At 63.3% G+C, this 21,792-nt stretch carries 20 protein-coding genes; 9 read left to right on the top strand and 11 right to left on the bottom strand.

From position 1 onward, the window contains the following. The first annotated feature begins 63 nt into the window (after positions 1-63). From rimP to pnp, 7 genes are all read left to right on the top strand, one after another. On the top strand, positions 64-522 hold the full coding sequence (gene rimP, locus H2O77_RS00735; protein WP_043333393.1) for a ribosome maturation factor RimP: 459 nt from the start codon (positions 64-66) through the stop codon (positions 520-522). A gap of 76 nt (positions 523-598) precedes the next feature. After that, complete coding sequence (gene nusA, locus H2O77_RS00740) at positions 599-2,092, top strand: transcription termination factor NusA (RefSeq protein ID WP_054556444.1); 1,494 nt, start codon at positions 599-601, stop codon at positions 2,090-2,092. A 28-nt stretch (positions 2,093-2,120) separates the two neighbouring features. Next, the gene (infB, locus tag H2O77_RS00745) at positions 2,121-4,565 is read left to right on the top strand and encodes a translation initiation factor IF-2 (RefSeq protein ID WP_215823702.1); all 2,445 of its coding nucleotides are present in this window, start codon (positions 2,121-2,123) and stop codon (positions 4,563-4,565) included. 27 nt (positions 4,566-4,592) lie between these two features. Next, positions 4,593-5,018: a 30S ribosome-binding factor RbfA gene (gene rbfA / locus H2O77_RS00750; protein WP_043333400.1), complete on the top strand. Its 426-nt coding sequence runs from the start codon at positions 4,593-4,595 to the stop codon at positions 5,016-5,018. After that, positions 5,018-5,947, top strand: coding sequence for a tRNA pseudouridine(55) synthase TruB (truB, locus tag H2O77_RS00755; protein WP_215823703.1), 930 nt, complete (start codon positions 5,018-5,020; stop codon positions 5,945-5,947). The genes rbfA and truB overlap by 1 nt, the downstream gene beginning before the upstream one ends. 98 nt (positions 5,948-6,045) lie before the next feature. Further along, the gene (gene rpsO, locus H2O77_RS00760; RefSeq protein ID WP_024952154.1) at positions 6,046-6,315 is read left to right on the top strand and encodes a 30S ribosomal protein S15; all 270 of its coding nucleotides are present in this window, start codon (positions 6,046-6,048) and stop codon (positions 6,313-6,315) included. Between the two features lie 248 nt (positions 6,316-6,563). Further along, complete coding sequence (gene pnp, locus H2O77_RS00765) at positions 6,564-8,705, top strand: polyribonucleotide nucleotidyltransferase (RefSeq protein WP_215823704.1); 2,142 nt, start codon at positions 6,564-6,566, stop codon at positions 8,703-8,705. A 171-nt stretch (positions 8,706-8,876) separates the two neighbouring features. Here pnp and H2O77_RS00770 read toward each other — a convergent pair whose 3' ends face one another. From H2O77_RS00770 to dksA, 10 genes are all read right to left on the bottom strand, one after another. Continuing rightward, complete coding sequence (locus H2O77_RS00770) at positions 8,877-10,058, bottom strand: acetyl-CoA C-acetyltransferase (RefSeq protein WP_043333407.1); 1,182 nt, start codon at positions 10,056-10,058, stop codon at positions 8,877-8,879. Positions 10,059-10,363: 305 nt separating this feature from the next. Further along, positions 10,364-10,744 (bottom strand): aspartate 1-decarboxylase, encoded by a 381-nt coding sequence (panD, locus tag H2O77_RS00775; RefSeq protein WP_043333409.1) that lies wholly within the window; start codon positions 10,742-10,744, stop codon positions 10,364-10,366. A gap of 122 nt (positions 10,745-10,866) precedes the next feature. Continuing rightward, positions 10,867-11,721 carry a pantoate--beta-alanine ligase gene (gene panC, locus H2O77_RS00780; protein ID WP_215823705.1) on the bottom strand — a complete coding sequence of 285 codons (855 nt, stop codon included), beginning with the start codon at positions 11,719-11,721 and terminating at the stop codon, positions 10,867-10,869. After that, positions 11,721-12,512 carry a 3-methyl-2-oxobutanoate hydroxymethyltransferase gene (panB, locus tag H2O77_RS00785; RefSeq protein ID WP_054556449.1) on the bottom strand — a complete coding sequence of 264 codons (792 nt, stop codon included), beginning with the start codon at positions 12,510-12,512 and terminating at the stop codon, positions 11,721-11,723. Before panB ends, panC begins: the two co-directional genes overlap by 1 nt. A 169-nt stretch (positions 12,513-12,681) precedes the next feature. Continuing rightward, positions 12,682-13,179: a 2-amino-4-hydroxy-6-hydroxymethyldihydropteridine diphosphokinase gene (folK, locus tag H2O77_RS00790; RefSeq protein ID WP_054556450.1), complete on the bottom strand. Its 498-nt coding sequence runs from the start codon at positions 13,177-13,179 to the stop codon at positions 12,682-12,684. 46 nt (positions 13,180-13,225) lie between these two features. Beyond that, positions 13,226-14,626, bottom strand: a complete 1,401-nt coding sequence (pcnB, locus tag H2O77_RS00795) for a polynucleotide adenylyltransferase PcnB (RefSeq protein WP_043333418.1) — start codon at positions 14,624-14,626, stop codon at positions 13,226-13,228. Between the two features lie 544 nt (positions 14,627-15,170). Next, positions 15,171-15,374 (bottom strand): hypothetical protein, encoded by a 204-nt coding sequence (locus tag H2O77_RS00800; protein WP_192839090.1) that lies wholly within the window; start codon positions 15,372-15,374, stop codon positions 15,171-15,173. A 376-nt stretch (positions 15,375-15,750) separates the two neighbouring features. After that, complete coding sequence (locus H2O77_RS00810) at positions 15,751-17,349, bottom strand: sigma-54 dependent transcriptional regulator (protein ID WP_240548664.1); 1,599 nt, start codon at positions 17,347-17,349, stop codon at positions 15,751-15,753. Positions 17,350-17,501: 152 nt separating this feature from the next. Next, a complete protein-coding gene (gene gluQRS / locus H2O77_RS00815; RefSeq protein WP_215823706.1) occupies positions 17,502-18,437 on the bottom strand; it encodes a tRNA glutamyl-Q(34) synthetase GluQRS in 936 nt (311 codons plus the stop codon). A 134-nt stretch (positions 18,438-18,571) separates the two neighbouring features. After that, positions 18,572-19,009: an RNA polymerase-binding protein DksA gene (dksA, locus tag H2O77_RS00820; RefSeq protein ID WP_043333424.1), complete on the bottom strand. Its 438-nt coding sequence runs from the start codon at positions 19,007-19,009 to the stop codon at positions 18,572-18,574. Positions 19,010-19,284: 275 nt separating this feature from the next. On the opposite strand from dksA, the gene H2O77_RS00825 reads away from it, so the two are divergent. Together H2O77_RS00825 and sfsA are read left to right on the top strand one after the other, a co-directional pair. Then, positions 19,285-20,469 carry an aminotransferase class I/II-fold pyridoxal phosphate-dependent enzyme gene (locus H2O77_RS00825; RefSeq protein WP_215823707.1) on the top strand — a complete coding sequence of 395 codons (1,185 nt, stop codon included), beginning with the start codon at positions 19,285-19,287 and terminating at the stop codon, positions 20,467-20,469. Further along, entirely contained in the window at positions 20,466-21,311 is an 846-nt protein-coding gene (gene sfsA, locus H2O77_RS00830) for a DNA/RNA nuclease SfsA (RefSeq protein WP_215823708.1), read from the top strand. The genes H2O77_RS00825 and sfsA overlap by 4 nt, the downstream gene beginning before the upstream one ends. An 80-nt stretch (positions 21,312-21,391) precedes the next feature. On the opposite strand, the gene H2O77_RS00835 is transcribed toward sfsA, so the two are convergent. Then, a complete protein-coding gene (locus tag H2O77_RS00835) occupies positions 21,392-21,724 on the bottom strand; it encodes a Rieske 2Fe-2S domain-containing protein (protein WP_215823709.1) in 333 nt (110 codons plus the stop codon). Positions 21,725-21,792 lie beyond the last annotated feature (68 nt).

The following is a 21,792-nucleotide window of genomic DNA, read 5'->3' on the forward strand; positions in this document are numbered from 1 at the left end:
CACCTAGCTCTCTTCTCTACTCCCGGTCAGGTGCCTGATGCAACTGCTGTAGGAGCCTCGTCTGTGTCAACCAAGGACGCTGCGCTTAACGCGCTTATCGATCCAGTCGTCTCTGCTCTGGGCTTCGAGCTCTGGGGTATCGACTATCTCTCCCAAGGCAAGCAGTCCCGTCTGGTGATCTATATCGACCATCCCGATGGCATTACCGTGGACAACTGCGCAAACGTCAGTCGTCAGGTGGGTGCCGTACTGGATGTCGAAGACCCCATTACCGGTCAGTTCCAGCTTGAAGTCTCGTCTCCAGGCATGGATCGTCCGTTGTTCACGCTTGACCAGTACGAGCGCTACATCGGTCACGTGGTGGCACTGCGACTTCGCCAGGCCTTCGATGGCCAGCGCAAGTTCCAGGGGCTGGTGACTGGCACCGAAGACGGTGATGTCGTGATCCGGGTCGATGAAGAAGAATACTGCTTTCCCATTGAAAGCATCGACCAGGCACGCATTGTGCCGCAGTTCAAATAACTGACGTTGTCGGCACACCGCTCGCGTTGCGAGCCCGGGTCGATGCGCAAGGACAGGTTTCTGGCGAGGCAAAGTCATGAGCAAAGAGATTCTGCTGGTCGTTGACGCCATCTCCAACGAGAAAGGCGTGCCGCGGGATGTGATTTTCGAAGCCGTCGAAGCGGCATTGGCTTCGGCGTCACGCAAGCGTTTCGATCAGGAAGAGGCGGATATCCGCGTCAAGATCGATCGTGTCACCGGTGATTACGCGACCTACCGTCGCTGGACCGTCGTCGAAGACGACGAGTTCGAGACGCCGGACTACGAGATCAAGGCCAGTATCGCCGAACAGCGCGAAGAGCCGCTGGCGCTGGGTGCCGTGGTCGAGAAGCAGATCGAATCCGAAGCGTTCGGTCGCATCGCTGCACAGACCGCCAAGCAGGTCATCGTGCAGAAGGTGCGCGAGGCCGAGCGTGCGGAAGTGGTGCGCCTTTACGCCGAACGTGAAGGTGAGCTGGTCGCGGGTATCGTCAAGAAGACGACACGTGATGGCCTCATCATCGATCTGGGCGACAACGCCGAAGGCTTCCTTCCGCGCGGTGAGATGATTCACGGCGAGCGCTACCGCTTGAACGAGCGGGTTCGTGCCCTGCTGTGGAAAGTCGACGCGGATGCTCGTGGTTCTCAGCTGATCCTGTCGCGTACGCGTCCTGAGCTGATCATCGAGCTGTTCAAGATCGAAGTCCCGGAAATCGCCGAGCAGCTGATCGAGATCAAGGGTGCTGCCCGTGATCCGGGCTCGCGCGCCAAGATCGCGGTCAAGAGCAACGACAAGCGTATCGATCCGATCGGTGCCTGTGTCGGCATGCGTGGTTCACGCGTGCAGGCCGTGTCCAATGAACTACGTAACGAACGCGTGGATATCATCCTGTGGGATGACAATCCTGCCCAGCTCGTCATCAACGCCATGGCGCCGGCAGATGTCGGTTCCATTCTGGTCGACGAAGACACCCATTCCATGGATGTCGCTGTCGCTGCGGACAACCTGGCTCAGGCCATCGGCCGCAGCGGTCAGAACGTTCGTCTGGCCAGTGAGCTGACCGGTTGGCAGCTCAACGTCATGACCGAGGCGGAAGCCGAGGGCAAGCGCGAGCAGGAAATCGACAGTTTCGTCGAATATTTCATCACTCATCTCGAGATTGAAGAGGATCTAGCCCGTGTCCTGGTGGACGAGGGCTTCACCTCACTCGAGGAAATCGCCTATGTCCCGCTCGAGGAAATGCTCGAGGTCGAGGGCTTTGACCAGGATCTGGTCGAGGAGCTGCGCGCTCGGGCCAAGGATGAACTGCTGAATCTCGCCATCGCCACTGAAGAGCAACTGGACGGCGCACAGCCGGCCGAAGACCTGCTCAACATGGAAGGCATGGAGAGTCATCTGGCATACATCCTGGCCAGCAAGGGTATCGTCACCATGGAAGACCTTGCTGAGCAGGCCATCGATGATCTGAAAGACATCGAAGGCGTCGACGAAGAGCGAGCAGCGGCGTTGATCATGACCGCCCGCGCGCCCTGGTTCGCAAGCGAACAGTAACTAGGTCACGGGCTCAGGAGGGTCGTACATGTCAGAAATGACAGTCAAAGAATTCGCCAAGAAGGTGGGCCGCGAGTCAGCCCGCCTACTGGAACAGATGCATGAAGCGGGTCTGAAGCACAAGTCAGAGAACGACGCCGTCTCTGAGGTCGACAAGCAGAAGCTGCTTGATCACCTCACCAAGAGCCACGGTGGTGGCGCCGCTCCGGCAGCGCCCAAGAACCGCATTACCCTGACCCGCAAGACCAAGTCTCGCATCAACACGGGTAGCGGTCGCGGCAAGTCCATCGAGGTGCAGGTGCGCAAGAAGCGTACCTACGTCAAAGAGGGCGAAGAGCAGGCTGCAGAAGCGCCGGCTGCTGCTGCACCGGCAGCTGCCGTTGCGGACAAGCCGGCTGCGGCACCGCAGCGCGAAGAGCGTCGTGGCAATGACAGCCGTCGCGAAGAGCGTCCGCGTCAGAGTGCACCGGCTGCTGCCGCTGCACCGGCCGCCGACGCTGCGCCGGAAGTCAATGCGCCGCCGAAGGAGCCGCGTGGTGATGCACCGCGTCGCGCCAAGGCTGCGCCGCGTGATGAATCACGTGATCGTCGCGAAGCCCGTGAAGACCGTAGCGAACGCAAGCGTGGCGGGGCCAAGAAGGTCAAGCGCGCCGAGCGTCGCGGTGGTCGTCGTGGTGGCCGTGATGCCAACCGTCAGCCGCCGAAGCCGGTCCAGACCTTCGTCCGTGAAGTCTCCATCCCTGAGTCCATCTCAGTGGCAGACCTCGCCGACAAGATGGCCGTCAAGGCGTCTGAAGTGATCAAGACCATGTTCAACATGGGCGCTGCGGTCACCATCAACCAGACGATCGATCAGGAAACCGCGACCATCGTGGTCGAGGAAATGGGCCACACGCCCAAGCTGATCAAGGATGACGCACTCGAGACAGCCGTTCTCGAAGGCATCTCCTACGAAGGTGAGCAGATCACCCGCGCGCCGGTCGTTACCGTCATGGGTCACGTCGACCACGGCAAGACCTCGCTGCTGGATTACATCCGCCGCACCAAGGTTGCCACAGGTGAAGCGGGTGGTATCACCCAGCACATCGGTGCCTACCACGTCGAACACGACAACGGTGACATCACCTTCCTGGATACCCCGGGCCACGCGGCGTTCACCGCCATGCGTGCTCGTGGTGCCAAGGCGACCGACGTCGTCATCCTGGTGGTGGCTGCCGATGATGGCGTGATGCCGCAGACCATCGAGGCTGTCGAGCACTCCAAGGCCGCGGGTGTCCCGATGGTCGTGGCGGTGAACAAGATCGACAAGCCGGGTGCTGATCCGGACCGCGTCAAGAATGAGCTGTCCCAGCACGGTGTCATCTCCGAGGAATGGGGTGGTGATACCCAGTTCGTCCACGTTTCCGCCAAGACCGGCGAGAACATCGACGCGCTGCTCGAAGGTGTCCTGCTGGTCTCCGAAGTTCTCGAACTTCAGGCCGTGCCGTCCGCGCCGGGTAAAGGCGTCGTGGTCGAGTCCCGTCTCGACAAGGGCCGTGGTCCGGTCGCGACCGTGCTGGTCCAGAACGGTACGCTGAAGAAGGGCGATATCGTCCTTGCCGGCCTGCATTACGGCCGTGTGCGTGCGCTGATCAACGAACTCGGCAAGCAGGTCGATTCCGTGGGTCCGGCCATGCCGGTCGAGATCCAGGGCCTGGGTGGCACGCCGGACGCCGGTGAAGAGTTCACCGTGGTCCCGGACGAGAAGAAGGCACGTGAAGTCGCCAACTTCCGTCAGGGCAAGTACCGCGAAGTGCGCCTGGCACGTCAGCAGAAGGCCAAGCTGGAGAACATGTTCTCCCAGATGGGTCAGGACGAAGTCGCCAAGGTCAACGTCGTCCTCAAGGCCGACGTGCAGGGTTCTCTGGAAGCCATCCGTGGCGCGCTGGAAGAACTCTCCACCGAAGAAGTCAAGGTGGCCGTGGTCTCTTCCGGTGTCGGTGGTATCACCGGTACCGATGCCAACCTGGCACTCGCTTCCGAGGCGATCCTGGTCGGCTTCAACGTCCGTGCTGACGCCTCCGCGCGTGAGATCGTCGAGCGTGAAGGTCTGGATCTGCGCTACTACAGCGTCATCTACCAGCTGATCGACGAGGTCAAGCTGGCCATGACTGGCATGCTGGCACCGGAATTCCGCGAGCAGATCGTCGGTGTTGCCGAAGTGCGCGATGTCTTCAAGGCACCGAAGATCGGCGCGATCGCCGGTTGTATGGTCGTCGAAGGCAACATGTACCGCTCCAAGCGCATCCGCGTGCTGCGTGACAACGTGGTCATCTATGAAGGCGAGCTGGAATCCCTGCGTCGCTTCAAGGATGACGTCAACGAAGTCCGCAACGGCATGGAATGTGGTATCGGCGTCAAGAACTACAACGACGTGCAGGTTGGCGACAAGATCGAGGTGTTCGACCAGATCCAGGTCGAGCGCACGCTCTGATAGCGCCCCTGCAAGGAGAGATCACGGATGCGTGAATACAGCCGTACTGACCGCGTGGCGGACCAGATCCAGCAAGAGCTCGCGCTGTTGATTCAGCGCGAGGTCAAGGACCCGCGCCTTGGCATGCTGACGGTCAGCGCCGCCAAGGTCAGCCGCGACCTGTCCTACTCCGATGTCTACGTGACCCTGCTGGGTGACGACAGCCCGGAACGCATCAAGGAAAACCTCGCCGTGCTCAAGCGCGCGGCAGGTTTCCTGCGCTCCCAGCTGGCGCGCACCATTCAGCTGCGCCACGTGCCGGAACTGCGTTTTCATTACGATGAAAGCGTCGTTCGTGGCCATCACCTGTCCTCACTGATCAACGATGCGGTCGCCGACGATCGCAAGCGCAGTGCTGAACGCGGTGATGACGACAGCGAAGATGGTGCCCCGGGCACCACGCCGGACGCCTGATGGCGCGTCGTCGTCGCGGCTTGCCGATCGATGGCGTTCTGTTGCTGGACAAGCCCAAGGGCATGTCCAGCAACTATGCGCTTCAGAAGGCTCGTCGCCTCTACCAGGCGCAGAAGGCCGGTCATACCGGCACGCTCGACCCGATGGCGACCGGCTTGTTGCCGGTCTGCTTCGGGGAAGCGACCAAGTTCTCCTCGCATCTTCTCGAGGCAGACAAGGTCTATCGGGCACGGATCAAGTTTGGCCAGGTCACCGATACCGGTGATGCGGAAGGCAAGGTGATTCGCGAGCGGGAGATTCCCGAGATTGCGCAGGCCGAGCTGGACGCGGTGCTGGACAGGTTCCGTGGCGAGATAGATCAGGTACCGCCGATGTACTCCGCGCTCAAGCACCAGGGACGTCCGCTCTACGAGCTGGCGCGCCAGGGGATTGAAATCGAGCGTGCAGTCCGTCGCGTTACCATCTACAATATGGCGCTTCTTGCGCGGCACTCCGATGGCATCGAGATCGAAGTGGCGGTCAGCAAGGGTACCTACATACGCAGTCTGGCCGAGGATATCGGCGAGGCGCTGGGCTGTGGTGCCCACCTCACGGCACTGCGTCGTCTCAAGACGGGCCCGTTCACGGGTGATGCCATGCTGGATTTCGAGCGCCTCGAGGCGCTGGCTGATCAGCAGGCACGTGAAGGTGTTCTGTTACCTGTCGACATCCTGCTCGATCATCTCCCGCGTCTCGACATCACTGCCGAGATGGCGCGGATGATATTGCGTGGTCAACAGGCTGAAACGACGACAGGGTCGCTGGAAGTGGACTCCCTGGCTCGTGTGTATCAGGACCAGCAGTTGCTCGGGCTGGTCCGGATTGCGGCGGAGGGCATCATCGCTCCTCGCCGACTGCTCAGTTCTGCCGTCGAGGCGGCGGCTGGGTGAGCTGATTGCGGCCTCGCCGCAAGCCGCATGAAGACTGCAAATATGCGTGGTCTTCGACATTTCTAATCTATCAAGCATATTGCTTACTGGAGAGACAGATGGCACTTACCGCTGAGAAGAAGGCTGAGATCGTTACCGAATTCGGCCGTGGCGAGAACGACACCGGTTCCCCGGAAGTTCAGGTTGCTCTGCTGAGCGCCAACATTGATGGCCTGCAGGGTCACTTCAAGGCCAACAAGCAGGATCACCACTCCCGTCGTGGTCTGATCCGCATGGTCAACCAGCGCCGCAAGCTGCTTGACTACCTCAAGCGCAAGGACTTCGAGCGTTACACCGCTCTGATCCAGCGTCTGGGTCTGCGTCGCTAATCAGCGATGTTGCCGCCATGCACTTCGGTGCATGGCGGGCCCCCGGTGGGCACAGGAAAACCGACACTGCCTGCGGGCGGTGTCGGTTTTTTTGTGCCTGATACCGAGGTGATCCGGGCTTCAGATCAGAGGCTCGACCCGCGCTGCAGCCCGCTTGTCGCGTGGGATCAACCCGCTTTTCATTGCCTGTGGCGCGCTTTACCATGAGCGCCTGGCATCGATGACTATCAGATTAAAGGACATGCGCCGTGAACCCGGTAACGCACAGCTTCCAGTACGGTAATGACACCATCACCCTCGAGACCGGCCGCATCGCGCGTCAGGCGACCGGTAGCGTGATGGTGACCATGGGCAATACCTCGGTGTTGTGCACCGTGGTGGCCAAGGCGTCGCCGAAACCCGGCCAGTCCTTCTTCCCGTTGTCGGTCCACTATCAGGAGAAGGCCTACGCGGCGGGGCGCATCCCCGGCGGCTTCCTCAAGCGCGAAGGGCGTCCCACCGAGAAGGAAACCCTGACCTCACGCTTGATCGACCGCCCGATGCGCCCGCTGTTTCCCGAAGGCTTCATGAATGAGGTGCAGGTGGTCTGCACGGTGATGTCGGCGGAGCGCAATGTCGACCCGGACATCGCGGCACTGCTCGGCACCTCTGCAGCGCTTTGCATCTCCGGTGTACCCTTCGCGGGCCCCGCGGGCGCGGCGCGCGTCGGCTTCAGCGAGCAGCGCGGCTACTTCCTGAATCCCGGCTACAGCGAACTGGCGCATTCCGAGCTGGACATGGTGGTGGCGGGGACCGAGAAGGCCGTGTTGATGGTCGAGTCCGAGGCCCAGGAGCTGCTGGAAGACGAGATGCTCGGCGCCGTGCTCTATGGCCATCACGAGATGCAGAAGGCCATCACGGGGATCGAGACGTTCGCCGCGAAGGTCAATCGTCCCAAGTGGGCGTGGGTGCCGCAGAAGCTCGACCGCGTGCTGGTCGAGGCGCTGGAGCAGAGCTTCGCCACCCAGATCGGTGATGCCTATCGCCTGAGTGACAAGTTGGCGCGTCAGGACAGCCTGTCGGCGCTCAAGGCGCAGGCCATCGACCTGCTGGGCGCCGAGGATGATGCGCGATTCAGTGTCGAGGCCGTCGCCATGGCCTTCGCAGCGCTCGAGAAGCGTATCGTGCGTCAGCGCGTGATCGCCGGCGAGCCGCGTATCGATGGTCGTGATACGCGCACCGTGCGACCGCTGGACATGGCAGTGGGCGTGTTGCCCAAGGCGCATGGCTCGGCGCTGTTCACCCGCGGCGAGACCCAGGCGATCGCCACTGCCACCCTGGGGACCACGCGCGACTCACAGCTGATCGAAGGGCTGTCCGGCGAGAAGCAGGACCGCTTCATGCTGCACTACAACTTCCCGCCCTACTGCGTCGGCGAGACGGGCTTCATCGGCGCGCCCAAGCGGCGTGAGATCGGTCATGGGCGTCTGGCGCGTCGTGGCATCGAATCCATGCTGCCGTCGTTGCAGGCCTTCCCCTACGCGATCCGTGTCGTCTCCGAGATCACTGAATCCAACGGCTCGAGCTCGATGGCATCCGTCTGTGGCGCCTCGCTTGCGCTGATGGACGCCGGTGTGCCGCTCAAGGCGCCGGTCGCGGGTATCGCCATGGGGCTGGTCAAGGACGCCAATGGCGTCGCGATACTGACCGATATCCTCGGCGATGAGGATCACCTCGGCGACATGGACTTCAAGGTCGCGGGGACCGCGGAAGGCGTTACCGCGCTGCAGATGGACATCAAGATCGAAGGAATCGACGAGGAGATTCTTGAGCAGGCGCTGGAACAGGCCCTCGAGGCACGCCTGACCATCCTCGCGCAGATGAATGAGGTGCTGGCCGCCAGTCGCCAGGAAGTCTCGGATAATGCTCCGGCGATGCTGTCCCTCAAGATCGCGCCCAACAAGGTGCGTGACGTGATCGGCAAGGGCGGCTCCACCATCCGCAAGATCTGTGAAGAGACCGGGGCCAATGTCGATCTCGATGATGATGGCAGCGTGCGCATCTATGCTGAGCACAAGGCGCAGGCGCAGGCGGCTGCCAAATACGTCGAGGGCATCATTGCCGAGGCCGAGATCGGCAAGCTCTATGCCGGCAAGGTGGCGCGCATCGCTGACTTCGGTGCCTTCATCACCTTCATGCCGGGCACCGATGGTCTGCTGCACATCTCGCAGATCGTCGAGGAGCGGGTCAATGACGTACGTGACTACCTCAACGAAGGCGATGAGGTGGTGGTCAAGGTGCTCGACATCGACAACCGCAATCGCGTCAAGCTGTCGCTGAAAGAGATCAGCGAAGAAGAGAAGGCGGCCTTTGCCGCTGCTCAGGCTGAAGAGGCCGCCGCCCAGGGCTGACCGATCGTCGCGGATCGCCCCCGCCCCGGTCTTGCCTGCTCTGCATGAGAGGTGAGCCTTCCGGGCAAGAAAAAGCCCCCGCCAGGTTACTGGCGGGGGCTTTTGCATATCTCCCTGCTCGAGATTGCGCGAGCAGGGAGGGTTCAGGCGGGGGTTCAGATATGTGAGCGATCAGCTGCGCTCGATGGCCAGCGCGACACCCTGACCGCCACCGATGCACAGGGTCGCCAGACCCTTCTTGGCATCACGCTCGATCATCTCGTGCACCAGCGAGACCAGCACACGGCAGCCGGAGGCGCCGATCGGGTGGCCGAGGGCAATAGCGCCGCCATTGACGTTGACCTTGTCGACATCCCAGCCCAGCTCCTTGTTGACCGACAGGGCCTGGGCGGCGAAGGCTTCGTTGGCTTCGATCAGGTCGAGGTCTTCCAGGCTCCAGCCGGCCTTCTTGAGGCATAGGCGAGTCGCCGGCGCCGGGCCGATGCCCATGATCTTCGGATCAACACCCGCGTTGGAGTAGGCCTTGATGGTCGCCAGCGGCGTCAGGCCCAGCTCGCGGGCCTTGTCAGCGGAACACAGCATGACCACGGCAGCGCCGTCGTTGAGCGCCGAGGCATTGCCGGCGGTGACGGTGCCGTCCTTCTTGAAGGCCGGACGCATGCCGCCGAGCTTCTCGGCCGTGGTGCCGGCGCGCGGGTTCTCGTCGGTATCGAAGACGATCGGGTCGCCCTTGCGCTGCGGGATCTCGACCGGGACGATCTGGCCCTTGAAGCGGCCAGCTTCGATGGCTGCGCAGGCCTTCTGCTGAGAGGCGGCCGCGAAGGCGTCCTGGGCTTCACGGGTGATCTCGTATTTCTCGGCCAGATTCTCGGCGGTGATGCCCATGTGGATGTCATTGAAGGCATCCCACAGACCATCGTGGACCATGGAGTCGATCGCCTTCCAGTCGCCCATGCGCTTGCCGTCACGCGAGTTGGGCAGCACGTGCGGAGACAGGGACATGTTTTCCTGGCCGCCGGCCAGAATCAGCTCGGCATCGCCGCAACGGATGGCCTGGGTGGCCAGGTGCAGCGCCTTGAGGCCAGACCCGCAGACCTTGTTGATGGTCATGGCGGGCACGCCTTCCGGCAAGCCTGCCTTGATGACCGCCTGACGTGCCGGGTTCTGACCGCATCCTGCTGTCAGCACCTGGCCCAGAAGCACTTCATCGACCTGATCGCCACTGACACCCGTGCTGGCGAGGATATCCTTGATGACATGTGCGCCGAGATCCGCGGCGGAAATGCCAGCCAGGCTGCCACCGAAGGCGCCTACGGCGGTACGACGGGCTGCTACGATCACCACATCCTGCATCTGAACGCTCCTGTTCTCTTGCGAGACTGTCTGAGTCAATTGGCTGCGACTATGGCCATGCCATCAAGCGGGCGAGGCGCAGTCCTGCTGAGGTGAGATTCCAGCATAAGGCAGTTTTGTGCGGTGCGGCAATCGCCAAAGGGCATCTCCAGTGTCAGCCTTTAGCCATACGTATCGCCTGTCCAGACGGCACGACGCCAGCGCTCTGGCAGGCAGGGCTGGCGTCGTGTTGGAGCGCTCGCGGCAGGCTCGAGGCCTGAAAGCATCAGCCCTCAGGGCGTGGAGCGGCAGGCAGCAAGGGGGGCTCAGGCCATCTGGACCGGGATGGCGTTGGCCGTATGGCTGACCTCGTTGCCTTCCATCAGATAGACCATGGAGGGCTTGTGCGCGTCCAGTTCACTCTCGGCGTAGTGGGCGAAGGCGCAGATGATCACGCGGTCGCCGACGTCGGCCTGGTGGGCTGCGGCGCCGTTCACCGAGATGATCTTCGAGCCTTCTTCGCCGCGAATGGCATAGGTGGTGAAGCGCTTGCCGTTGTCCACGTTGTAGATCTGGATCTGTTCGTACTCACGAATGCCTGCCATGTCGAGCAGGTCGCCATCGATGGCGCAGGAGCCCTCGTAGTTGAGGACGGCGTGAGTCACGCGGGCCATGTGCAGCTTGGCCTTGAGCATGATGGCTTGCATCAGGATGTCTCCGGTTGAGCGCCACCGGGCGCAGATCAAGGCCCTGGGACCAGGGCCATGGCGCGTCTGACGTGGCGGACAGTGCCACGCCAGGGTGCAAGGCGGCGCAGTCTAATCAGGCATCAGGCCACCGGCAAGGCGACCTTCAGGTTATCGAGCAGGCGCGTACGGCCCAGGTGTGCGGCGACCAGAATCACCGCCTCGCGCGTGTCATCCTCGACCGGCCCCAGGTCAGCCGCGCGGCGCAGCTCGAGGTAGTCCGGCTTGAAGCCGCTCTCGCTGATGGCGGCCAGTGCCTCGCGCAGCGCCACATCACGCGCCACGCCCTGCTCAAGGCGAGCCTTCAGGGCGTCGAGGCACTGCTTGAGACGCGGCGCGATGACGCGCTCCTGCTCACTCAGGTAGCCGTTGCGTGATGACAGCGCCAGCCCATCCTCGGCACGCACGATGGGCACACCGATGATCTCGATGCCGAAGTGCAGGTCGCGGTTGAGCTTGCGGATCACGGCCAGCTGCTGGAAGTCCTTCTCGCCGAAACAGGCGACTTCAGGGCGTACCAGATTGAACAGGATGCTGACGACGGTGGCGACGCCATCGAAGTGCCCCGGACGGTTGCCACCGCACAGGCCTTCGGAAACGCCCGGCACCTGCACGTTGCACAGTCCGTCGCGGCCCGTGGGGTAGAGTTCCGCCGTCGAGGGGGCGAACAGCAGGTCACACCCTTCTGCGGCCAGCGCATTCTGGTCGGCCTCGAGGGTGCGCGGATAGCTGTCGAGGTCTTCGCCGGGGCCGAACTGCAGCGGGTTGACGAAGACGCTCGCGACGACCATGTCGGCGTGGCGGCGCGCTTCACGGACCAGCGACAGGTGGCCGGCATGCAGGTTGCCCATGGTCGGCACCAGGGCGATACGCAGGCCATCGCGGCGTGCCTGGGCGAGTTGCTCACGCAGGGCGTTGATCTGGGAGACGGTTTTCATCAGAAGCCGTGCTCCGGCGCCGGGAAGCTGCGCGTCTTGACCGCCTGGTGGTAGGCGGCGAAGGCCTCCTGCACGCTGCCGGCATCGCTCATGAAATTCTTGACGAAGCGCGGCTTGCGACCGGGCGTCAGGTCGAGCATGTCGTGCATGACCAGAATCTGGCCATCGACATCCACGCCGGCGCCGATGCCGATCACCGGCACCTCGACGGCATCACGAATGCGCGCGGCCAGCTCGGACGGCACGCATTCGAGCAGGATGATCGCGGCGCCTGCGGCTTCCAGCGTGCGCGCATCGGCGATGATCTGCTCGGCCCGTGCCTCGTCGCGACCCTGCACCTTGTAGCCGCCGAAGGCATGCACGTGCTGTGGCGTCAGGCCCATGTGCACGCAGACCGGTACACCACGCTGGACGAGCGCGGTGACGGCATCGGCCAGCCAGGCTTCGCCTTCGACCTTGACCATCTCGGCACCGGCACGCATCAGGCGTGCCGCATGATCGAGCAGGATGTCGGTGCTGGCATTGCTCATGAAGGGCAGGTCGGCCATCAGCAGGCTGCCTTGCTTGCCACGTGCCACGGCGGCGGTGTGGTAGCAGATGTCATCGATGGTGACGGGCAGGGTGCTGGTATGGCCCTGCAGGACCATGCCGAGAGAGTCGCCGACCAGCAGCACTTCAATGCCGGCATCGCTGGCAAGATGAGCAAAGGTGGCATCGTAGGCGGTGAGGCAACTGAACGTCTCACCATCGGCCTTGAGGCGGCGCAGGGTGCTCAGGGTGACGTTTTTCATCGGGACGCTTACTCGTTGCGGCGCGTATGACGCGGCTGCCCGTGGCGTCGAGCAGCCGCGATCGCGAGAAGGCCGCCGAGGGCGGACTGCGGGCGACACGGGCCGGTGTTACCAGAAAGTGTTACCGCACAGGCCAAAGTGGGCACGACGGTAACAAGATGGCGAAACTCTACTCCTGAGGTCCGAGGGGGAGCAAGTCATCGCCCTCAACTCGAGACGCCAGTATTTCGAGATTCTCCTCGCCCAGCACGCTGAGGCGCTGCGGGCCCAGCAGGTCAGCCAACGGACGCATCACGAAACCACGTTTGAGCATTTCGCGATGGGGCACGACGAGACGCGGCGTCGAGATCCTGCTGTCATTGAAGAGCAGCAGGTCCAGATCCAGCGTGCGGGGGCCCCAGTGACGCAGCCGCACGCGGCGATGCTGCTGTTCAAGGGCTTGCAGTTGATCGAGCAGGGCGAGGGGAGACAGGCGGGTCGATAGCTCGGCGACGGCATTGACGAAGTCGGGCTGGTCCTGCGGGCCGACCGGCTTGCTGGCATACAGGCGAGAATGTCGCGTGCAGCGGGTCAGCGGCAGCCGGTCGAGAGCCTCAAGCGCGCGCTCCAGTTGAGCGCGCGGATCGTCAAGATTGGCACCGAGGCCAATCAAGGCTGTCGAAATCATGCGGAGTTCCTGCGTGGAGACGGCAGTGGCTCAGACGAGCCACTGCTCAGCCCTGGCCGCGACCATTGCGCCGACGCTTGCCGCGACGCTTGGTGCCGACCGGCTTGCTGCCGGCGGGGCCTTCATCGGAGACACCTTCGATCATCGTGACCTGGGTGCGAGCATCGACTTCCTGGAAGTCGGTCCACCACTTGCCCAGCCCCGGCTTCACTTCGCCGGCGAATTCGCGCAGCAGCAGGAAGTCGTAGGCGGCGCGGAAGCGCGGATGCTCACGGGTCTGGAAGGCGCGCTTGCCACGACGACGCGGCAACTTGGCCTGCATGTCCCAGATCTCGCGCATCGGAATGCTGAAGCGCTTCGGGATCGAGGTGTGGTTGAGCTGGCGAGCGATCGCCTGCTGAGCCGCCTGGTGGGCTGCCGGAATATCGGGCATGCCACTGGCGATCAGCTGGTCGGTACGCGCCTTGACGCCCGGCCACAGCAGGGCGGCATACAGGAAGGCCGGCGTGACCGGCTTGTCTTCGCGGATGCGGTCGTCCGTGCTGGCCAGCGCCTTCTCGATCAGCGGCATGGACCAGTGATAATGCGCGAAGCTCTCTTCCGTCTCGGGGAACAGCATCTGGAACAGACCAAACTCACGCAGGAGATGGAAGGTTTCCAGTGCATAGCCGGACATGAACAGCTTGAGCACTTCCTCGAACATGCGCGCCGGCGGAATCTGCAGCAGCAGCGGGGCCAGTTCGTACATCGGTTCGGCCGTGGCCTCCTCGATGTCGAAGTCCAGCTTGCCGGCGAAGCGGACGGCGCGCAGCATGCGCACCGGATCTTCGCGATAGCGTGTTTCCGGATCACCGATCAGGCGAATCATGCGCGCTTCGATATCGCGTACGCCATTGGCCCAGTCGTGGATCGTGAAGTCGGACACGTCGTAATAGAGGGCATTGATCGTGAAGTCGCGGCGCAGCGCGTCCTCCTCGATGGAGCCGAAGACGTTGTCACGCAGCAGCATGCCGTCTTCCGACTGCTGGGTATGCTGGCTGGGCGTGCTATCGGCCGGCTTGCCGCGGAAGGTGGTGACCTCGATCACCTCACGACCGAAGCGCACGTGCACGATACGGAAACGACGGCCGATGATGCGGGCATTGCGGAACAGCTCGCGGACCTGTTCCGGCGTGGCGTTGGTGGCCACGTCGAAGTCCTTGGGGCGTTGTCCGAGCAGGGCATCACGGATACAGCCACCGACCAGATAGGCCTGATATCCACCGCTTTGCAGGCGATAGAGTACCTTCAGCGCATTCTCGCTGAGCTGGCGGCGGGACACGGGATGCTCATCCCGCGGTATCACACGCAGGCTGGGCAATGGGGCCGCGGGCGCGTCAGTTGCATTGAAAAGCGTCTTCAAGCGGTCACCGGGGCGTTGTAGAAAGCGGGTAAATCCTTTGAGCATGCAGCGATTCGACTCGTGCGTGGCAGGCCGCCCAGTGTAGCCGAGGGCAGATACCTTGGCAAAGCGCCGGTCTGCCATCCAGGGGCCGACTCTGCACTTCAAGGCGTCTGACGAGGCGAAAATCACCTCTCAGACAAGGAAAAAGGGAGACCGATCACTCGGTCTCCCTTGCAGGTAGGGTACACGCATCCTTGAGCGGATGTTCTTTTTCGTGATGGCGCATCGCCCTGAATACGCACCACAGTCACAAATCAATGCAGACAGATCCTTCGTGTTGCAGATCATGTTGTTGTTGTCTGGCTGTCTGTTCGGTGACCATCTCGTATTCAAAACAATCTTCCATTCACCGACGGCTGAGTAGCCTCCCCCCGCGAGTTGTTGTTGTTTCGGGGGTGATCCGGGGTCGAGCCTGTTGTTCTTGTTGGTGCTCGAGGCCGGATTCGTCGCGTCCTGGTCAGTAGATTCCGGACTGCCGATATCTTGTTGTTGTTGGATCGGCGGATGATGAACTGCGGCCGTTTGTTCTTGTTTTGGCTCTTGCCTGTCACCACTCATGTAGTGAGGCATGCAGTTCATCATCAATGTCACGCGCTCGACGGGTATTGTTCTTGTTGGTGTCGAGGGTTTTCGAAGCATTGCGCGTTCTTGTTGTTGTTGGGCGCGCTTCGTATTTCCGGTTGTTCTTTTTCTTGACCGTGTTATTGCATCGGATGTGCCACAGCTTAAAAAAAACCAGCAATTCAGTCATTTAGACATAGGTCGCTGAGACGTGAGGTGTAGAGAGGTGCGAGGTGTTACCTGACGTGGCCATTGGTGCGCTGGATGGGGTCATGATTTGGGGTCGATGGTAACAATTGGTGCGAAGGTCTAACGAAGTGCCTTGCAAGCTAATGATTGAGCTGGGTTTTTTGCGAGTCTTTCGACACTAAAGTCTAGCGATGCCCTCGATGATGCGGGGATCTGTGGCAGGCAAGGTGGCGCCGCAGGCGGGTTGCTCGCTCGGGAGGGCACCTGCATGGTGCAGTGACTTCAGCGCAGTGACTTCAGCGCAGTGACTTCAGTGCAGTGACTTCTGTGCGTCAGCGTCAGTGCTCCGGCGTCGCTCCAGCTTCATTGCGCCAATGTCAGTTTGCGGGAGAGCTGCGGCGGCCCTTGCGACGTGGAATGCCCAGGCGCTGGCGTCGCTCCCAGAGGTTCTTGCGGCTGATGCCGAGGCGGCGTGCGAGCTCGGTCTCGCTCATGTGGTCCTGATGCTCGAGCACGAAGTGCTGGAAGTAGTCCTCCAGCGAAAGGTCTTCCTCTTCACCAGCATCGCCGACCACCGAGAGGCCGCTGCGTGGGGTGTCCGCAGGCGGTGGCTGACCCATGTCCTGTTGGTTGGTAGCGGGTTTCCCTGTGGCAGGCGCTGAGGCCATCTCGGGGCTTGCGTCCCTGGCGGTGCCTTTCATCGACCCTTTCATTGCTCCTTTCGCCGCCCCTTTACCCGCTGTCTTAGGTGCCTGAGCAGTGGATGGAGGCACCGGGTCTGCCGTTGCGGTGGGCGCTGCCTGAAGCGGCTGCCCTGAGGGCGTGCGCAGGCCGAGGTCTTCCGGGGCGATGATGCGGCGCTCCGCCAGAATGACGCCCCGCTCGAGGGCGTTTTCCAGCTCACGGACATTGCCGGGCCAGGCGTAGTGATGGATTTCCTGACGCGCCCGCTGAGAGAGCCGCATGCCGTCACGGCCATGCTTGCGGGCGATGCCGGCCAGCAGGTGCTCGGCCAGTTCCAGTACGTCATCGCCGCGCTCACGCAAGGGAGGCAGGTCGATCTCCATCACGTTCAAGCGGTAGTAGAGATCAAGGCGGAACTCGCCGCTGGCCGAGAGCTGGTGCAGGTTGCGGTGGGTCGCGGCGATGAGGCGGATGTCGACGTAGCGCGTCTCGATGGCACCCACGCGGCGAATCTCGCCCTCCTGCAGCACTCGCAGCAGGCGCGCCTGGGCATCCAGTGGCAGTTCGCCGATCTCATCCAGAAACAGCGTGCCGCCGTCGGCGGCTTCGATCAGGCCGGTGCGCGAGCTGGTGGCGCCGGTGAAGGCGCCTTTTTCATGGCCGAACAGCTCGGACTCGATCAACGTCTCGGGAATGGCGGCGCAGTTGACGCAGATCAGCGGCGCCTGATGGCGTTCGCTCTGACGGTGAATGGCGCGCGCGACCAGCTCCTTGCCGGTGCCGGACTCACCGAGCACCAGCACGGTGACATCGGCGGGCGCAACCTTGCGGATGCGGGTATAGACCTGTTGCATGGCGCGACAATGGCCAATCATCTCCACCGGCTTGTTGGCCGTGCCAGCATGCGCCTGGGGAGGAGGGGGCGCGGCGCTCGGCGCCCCCTGGCGTGGCAGCGACAGCGCATCTCGCACGCTGCGCGCGAAGGCCTGCTGATCGAACGGCTTGGGCAGATAGTCGGCTGCCCCCGCCTTCAGGCAGCTGATGGCGGCGTGCAGGCTGGGGTTGTCGGCCAGCAGCAGCACGGGAGTTGGCCGGCTGGCGCGCAGGATCGGGTCGGCATGCTCTCCGGCCAGTTCGCTGTCACAGATCACCAGCGCGAAGTCGGCAGGGTGCTGCAGACGGGCATCCTCCAGGCCGCTGGCCTGCACCACGTCGTGACCCTCGCGCTCCAGCAGATGCTGCAGCGTGTTGCGCGAAGCACCTTCCTTTTCGACGATCAGAATCCGGGCCATGGGGTGATGTCGCTCGCCTGAGGGTGTGCATGAGGGAATGACTGTCGTCCGAGTCTGTCCTGTTCCCACAGGGGAGGCAATCCGACAATCGTGGCTGTTGTCAGGCGTCCCGAGTGCATGGCGTGCCTGGTCTCAGCTGCCCTCAACTTCCCTCAGCTGCCCTCAGCGGTCCTTGCCATTGGAGCAGTGGCCGCACTGAGAGACGGCGCGGTGCCGACCGCTGCGAGTGACCAGCGAGGAGTGGCGTGGGCGAGTTGTTCAGCGGGGCTGGCGGTCGCCAGTTCGGGCGGCGGCGCCTGACCGAGCAGCGTCAGGGTATGGTGCAGCAGCGTTCGAATCGCGCTGGCGTCTTCCGGCAGGGCCGGTGCCAGATTCTGCTTGGAGAGCTTCTGGCCATTGTCGGCCGTGATCAGCGGCAGGTGCGTCAGGCGCGGCATCGGCAGGTCGAGCGCGGCCTGCAGCAGGCGTTGCCAGGGGCTGTTGTCGAGCAGATCGAGCCCGCGCACGACATCGGTGATGCCCTGCTCGGCGTCATCCACCACCACGGCCAGCTGATAGGCCCACAGGCCATCGCGTCGCTTGAGCACCACGTCGCCGAGCGGGGCGAGATCCAGCTGGACCGCGCCCTGCAGGCGGTCCTGCCAGCCAGCGATGGCCCGGGTGCCGCCGAAGCGCTCTGCCGCACGCACATCCAGCCGCCAGGCATGCTCGCCCGTGGGAGGCTCGGCTCGCTCACGGCACCAGCCGGGGTAGATGGCATGCTCGCGCCACTGCTTGCGCGAGCAATCACACGGGTAGGCGATACCACTGGCCTTCAGTTGCTCCAGCGCCTCGGCGTAGGCGGCGTGCCGCTGGCTCTGATAGCGGAGCTCGCCATCGCGCTGCAGGCCGAAGGCATCCAGCTGGCGCAGGATGGTATCGGCGCTCCCGGCGGGGCAGCGCGGCGGGTCGATATCCTCGATACGCACCAGCCACTCGCCGCCGTGATGGCGGGCATCGAGATAGCTGGCGACGGCGGCCAGCAGTGAGCCCGCATGCAGCGGGCCGGAAGGGGTAGGGGCAAAGCGGCCACGGTAGGCGGTAGGCATGTGGGCTCCGTCATCCTTCGTGGTGGGGAATTCGCAGGCAGCAGGGCCTGAACGCATACGGGCACCGCTCCGAGGAGGGTGCCCGTATGGGGGATGAGGGCGACGGCTTGACGTCGCTTCATCGACAGCAGGGCTTAGCGGCCCAGCTGCTTTTCCTTCAACTCGGCCAGCGTCTTGCAGTCGACACACTGGGTAGCGGTCGGACGTGCTTCCAGACGACGAATGCCTATCTCGACGCCGCAGGCTTCGCAGAAGCCGTAGTCGTCTTCATCGATGTTCTCGATGGTCTCGTTGATCTTCTTCAACAGCTTGCGCTCGCGATCACGTGTTCTCAGTTCGAGGCTGAAGCCTTCTTCCTGAGTGGCACGGTCTGCAGGGTCCGCGTAGTTGTTGGCATCTTCCTGCAAGTGACGCACGGTGCGATCGACCTCTTCCATCAGCTCCTGTTTCCAGTCCAGCAGGATCTGACGGAAGTGCGCTAGCTGCTTCTCGTTCATGTACTCTTCACCCGCTGCCGGCTCATACGGGGTGAATTTCTTAAGCGCTTCCGGCTTGGTTTCAGCTAAGGGCATGGGACCGCCTCATTCCGCAAGGTGACTTGGGCCGTCGACAGTCTGTTGCACTGCCTCCTTGGCCACGGCGAGGGGGCTGTCCTGACTGCTGCCCTCGCGAGAAGATCAGCTTATTTAGCGTAAAAATGACAAGTTTGCAACCGATCTCCGACGATAGTTTGTAGCGGGCAGTGGTCCGGCGTGTACCGGCAAACACCGATTTTCCTGCACGAAGGGGCTGGGAATGGGCCTTGGCAGGCGCCTAGAATGAAGCTCCCATCCTGAGGAGTGTTGTCATGCCGTTTGCCCGCCGTCTTGAATCCGTCGCTGCCTTTCGCGTGATGACGCTGCTGGAAGCCGCCCAGGCGCGCGAGGCCGCGGGCCATGACGTCATTCATCTGGAAGTGGGCGAGCCCGACTTCCCGACCCCCGCGCCGGTGATCGCCGCCGGGCAGGCGGCGCTGGCGGCCGGTCAGACGCGCTACACCCCCGCCTGCGGCCTGCCGGCCCTGCGCGAGGCCATCGCGGCAGACTATCAGCGCCGCCACGGCGTCACGGTCTCCCCCTCCCGTATCATCATCACGCCCGGTGCCTCCGGTGCCTTGCTGCTGGCCACATTGCTGTGCGCCGAACGTGGCGACAGCGTGTTGATGGCCGACCCGACCTACCCCTGCAATCGCCACTTCATGGGCCTGGTGGATGCCCAGCTGGATGTGGTGCCCGTCAATGCCGAGAGTGGCTGGCAGCTGACCGCCGAACTTGCCGATGATTTCTGGCGCGAGAACACGCGGGCCGTGATGGTGGCATCGCCCTCCAACCCCACCGGACACGTGCTGTCGCCCGAGGAATTGAAGGCGCTGGGCGAGCTGTGCCAGTCGCGTGATGCACACCTGCTGGTGGATGAGATCTATCAGGGGCTGACCTATGGCGTGCCTGCGCACACCGCACTGGCGGAGTGCCCCGATGCCTTCGTCATCAACAGCTTCTCGAAATACTTCGGCATGACGGGCTGGCGGCTGGGTTGGCTGGTGGCGCCTGAAGCGGCGGTCGAGCCGTTGTCACGCCTGGCGCAGAATGTCTTCCTGGCTGCCTCGACGCCTGCCCAGCATGCGGCGCTGGCAGCCTTCACGCCGGAATGTGAAGCAGAGCTCGAGCGTCGTCGGCAGGTGCTCGAAGCCCGCCGTGGCGTGCTGCTGGCCGGGCTCGAACGCCTGGGGCTGGCGCCGTCGGTGCCGCCGCAGGGCGCTTTCTACGTCTGGCTGGATATCTCGCATCTGAGTGATGACAGCGAGGCCTTCTGCCGCGCACTGCTGGAAGAAGAGAATGTCGCCATCACGCCGGGCACGGACTTCGCGCTGGCCGAAGGGCGTCGCCATGTGCGTATCGCCTTCACTGCTGATGAGGCGCGTCTGCGCGAGGCCCTGGCCCGCATGGAGCGCTTCCTTGAGCGGCGTGCCACTCAGGCGGGAGTGTCGGCTTGAGGGTGCTTGAGGGGCTGTATCGTGGTCGTCTGATCCGTCGCTACAAGCGCTTCTTCGCCGAGGTAGAGCTGCTCGAGGGTGAGCGGGCCGGTGAAGTGGTGACGGCGCATTGCCCGAATACCGGCTCGATGCGCGCGGTGTGCGTTGAAGGCTGTGAGGTATGGCTGTCGCCGTCCGACAACCCCAAGCGCAAGCTCGCCTGGACCTGGGAGCTGATTCGCCTGCCCCTGGGTCCGCCCGGCGCTGACGGCCGGCGTGAGGCCTTGGTGGCGGTGCATACCGGACGTGCCAATGCCCATGTCGAGGCGGCGCTGCAGCAGGCAAGCGTCAGCGTGCTGCACGATATGGGGCTCGCCGACTTTGCGCGCCTCAAGCGCGAGTCGCGTGTCGAGGTCCTGCTACCGGGCAATGACACGCCGGAGCGCTCACGGCTTGATTTCCAGATGTGGCCGAAGGAGGAGGGCGCGGCCTCGATCTATCTGGAGGTCAAGCAACTGACGCTGCGTGAATCCGACGGTCACGGCTATTTCCCGGACTCGGTGAGTACGCGTGCCCAGCGTCATCTGGCCAGCCTCGCGGCGCTGGTCGCAGCAGGCCACCGCTGCGTGCTGGTGTTCTGCGTCGCCCATGACGGGATCGAGGATGTCGCACCGGCGGCGCATCTCGACCCGGCCTATGCGCAGGCCTTTGCCCGGGCGCAGGCCGCTGGTGTCGAGGTAGTGGCGCTGGGCATGCAGATCACGCTCGAGGAGTCTCTCTCGGACGCGGGTCAGCCGTTGTGGCGAGCAAGACTGGGCCTGACGCGCGCGCTGCCACTGCATGACGCGCGCTTTGCTGGCTGATCTGGTTGCTGGCGCTCAGCCTGCCAGTCAGCGCTCGTCTCTCTCTATAATCTCTCCATCATCTCTCTATCATCTCTCTATCATTTCTCCCTCAGTTCTCCACCGCTGCCTGCGGCCTCCCATAGCAGCAGCTGTGCTGGCGAGGCGTCGTTGTGTACCAGCTCAACGTCCAGCGCGGTCAAGCGTTGGCCGACGCAGGGCCCGCTGATGCAGGTGCCGTGATGCGGTTCGAAACAGGCCTGATGGCGGTGGCAGAGGATCAAGCCGCCGGTCGCGTCCATGTAGGGATCGCCAGTCTCGTCTTCGGTCAGCATTCGGCTGCCCTGGTGCGGGCAGCGGTCGAGGAAGGCGCGCGGGCCGTCGGATTGCATCACCAGCAAGGCCGGACGGCCATCATCGAGTGTCAGTGTCATGCTGCGGCCGACGGGCAGTGATGGCAGCGGCAGTCTCAAGCACAGCCTGGATGAGGGCCCTTGCGGTA

The sequence above is a fragment of the Cobetia sp. 4B genome (assembly GCF_018831605.1).
GTDB classification, from domain to species: Bacteria; Pseudomonadota; Gammaproteobacteria; order Pseudomonadales; family Halomonadaceae; genus Cobetia; species Cobetia amphilecti.

Bases quoted from the DNA above. Each gene is read 5' to 3' on its own strand.
- nusA (WP_054556444.1), top strand. From the start codon at position 599: ATGAGCAAAGAGATTCTGCTGGTCGTTGACGCCATCTCCAACGAGAAA.
- infB (WP_215823702.1), top strand. From the start codon at position 2,121: ATGTCAGAAATGACAGTCAAAGAATTCGCCAAGAAGGTGGGCCGCGAG.
- rbfA (WP_043333400.1), top strand. From the start codon at position 4,593: ATGCGTGAATACAGCCGTACTGACCGCGTGGCGGACCAGATCCAGCAA.
- truB (WP_215823703.1), top strand. From the start codon at position 5,018: ATGGCGCGTCGTCGTCGCGGCTTGCCGATCGATGGCGTTCTGTTGCTG.
- rpsO (WP_024952154.1), top strand. From the start codon at position 6,046: ATGGCACTTACCGCTGAGAAGAAGGCTGAGATCGTTACCGAATTCGGC.
- H2O77_RS00770 (WP_043333407.1), bottom strand. From the start codon at position 10,058: ATGCAGGATGTGGTGATCGTAGCAGCCCGTCGTACCGCCGTAGGCGCC.
- panD (WP_043333409.1), bottom strand. From the start codon at position 10,744: ATGCAAGCCATCATGCTCAAGGCCAAGCTGCACATGGCCCGCGTGACT.
- panC (WP_215823705.1), bottom strand. From the start codon at position 11,721: ATGAAAACCGTCTCCCAGATCAACGCCCTGCGTGAGCAACTCGCCCAG.
- panB (WP_054556449.1), bottom strand. From the start codon at position 12,512: ATGAAAAACGTCACCCTGAGCACCCTGCGCCGCCTCAAGGCCGATGGT.
- folK (WP_054556450.1), bottom strand. From the start codon at position 13,179: ATGATTTCGACAGCCTTGATTGGCCTCGGTGCCAATCTTGACGATCCG.
- pcnB (WP_043333418.1), bottom strand. From the start codon at position 14,626: ATGCTCAAAGGATTTACCCGCTTTCTACAACGCCCCGGTGACCGCTTG.
- H2O77_RS00800 (WP_192839090.1), bottom strand. From the start codon at position 15,374: ATGACTGAATTGCTGGTTTTTTTTAAGCTGTGGCACATCCGATGCAAT.
- H2O77_RS00810 (WP_240548664.1), bottom strand. From the start codon at position 17,349: ATGGCCCGGATTCTGATCGTCGAAAAGGAAGGTGCTTCGCGCAACACG.
- gluQRS (WP_215823706.1), bottom strand. From the start codon at position 18,437: ATGCCTACCGCCTACCGTGGCCGCTTTGCCCCTACCCCTTCCGGCCCG.
- dksA (WP_043333424.1), bottom strand. From the start codon at position 19,009: ATGCCCTTAGCTGAAACCAAGCCGGAAGCGCTTAAGAAATTCACCCCG.
- H2O77_RS00825 (WP_215823707.1), top strand. From the start codon at position 19,285: ATGCCGTTTGCCCGCCGTCTTGAATCCGTCGCTGCCTTTCGCGTGATG.
- H2O77_RS00835 (WP_215823709.1), bottom strand. From the start codon at position 21,724: ATGACACTGACACTCGATGATGGCCGTCCGGCCTTGCTGGTGATGCAA.